Below are 359 nucleotides of genomic sequence, written 5' to 3' on the forward strand. Positions count from 1 at the left end.
AATGAGTAGTTGGCATTCCACTGCTTTGTACCGGTTTCAGCACCAGTTTTTTGAATGGTAATGCCACCCTTGACTTCTTGGTTGGTCTCATAGGCTGTGTCAAAGACAACCGGTACTTCTTGACCAACATAAGACAAGTCAACCTTTTGTGGGGTCGCTGACTTCACAAAGCCTTGACTGGCCTTGGTTTCAACCACCGTGTACTTACCTAACTTCAAGTCCGTCTTTGAGTAAGCCTTACCAGAAGCATCGGTGGTCACATGATCAACCAGGTTGTTTTGTTCGTCAAAAATATCGAACTCGTTGCCTGCCAACGTGTAGTTGCCGTTAATCATGTTCTTGCCTGATTGGGCACCCGA

Annotated in this window: 1 protein-coding gene; it reads right to left on the bottom strand. The window is 46.2% G+C overall.

Annotation, left to right across the window (positions count from 1 at the left end; translation table 11 throughout):
- Positions 1–359, bottom strand: a 359-nt coding sequence (locus tag AOQ32_RS08825; RefSeq protein ID WP_242976738.1) for a prealbumin-like fold domain-containing protein, incomplete at both ends; no start/stop codon positions are given.

The organism is Fructobacillus tropaeoli, assembly GCF_001047135.2.
Classification (GTDB): domain Bacteria; phylum Bacillota; class Bacilli; order Lactobacillales; family Lactobacillaceae; genus Fructobacillus; species Fructobacillus tropaeoli.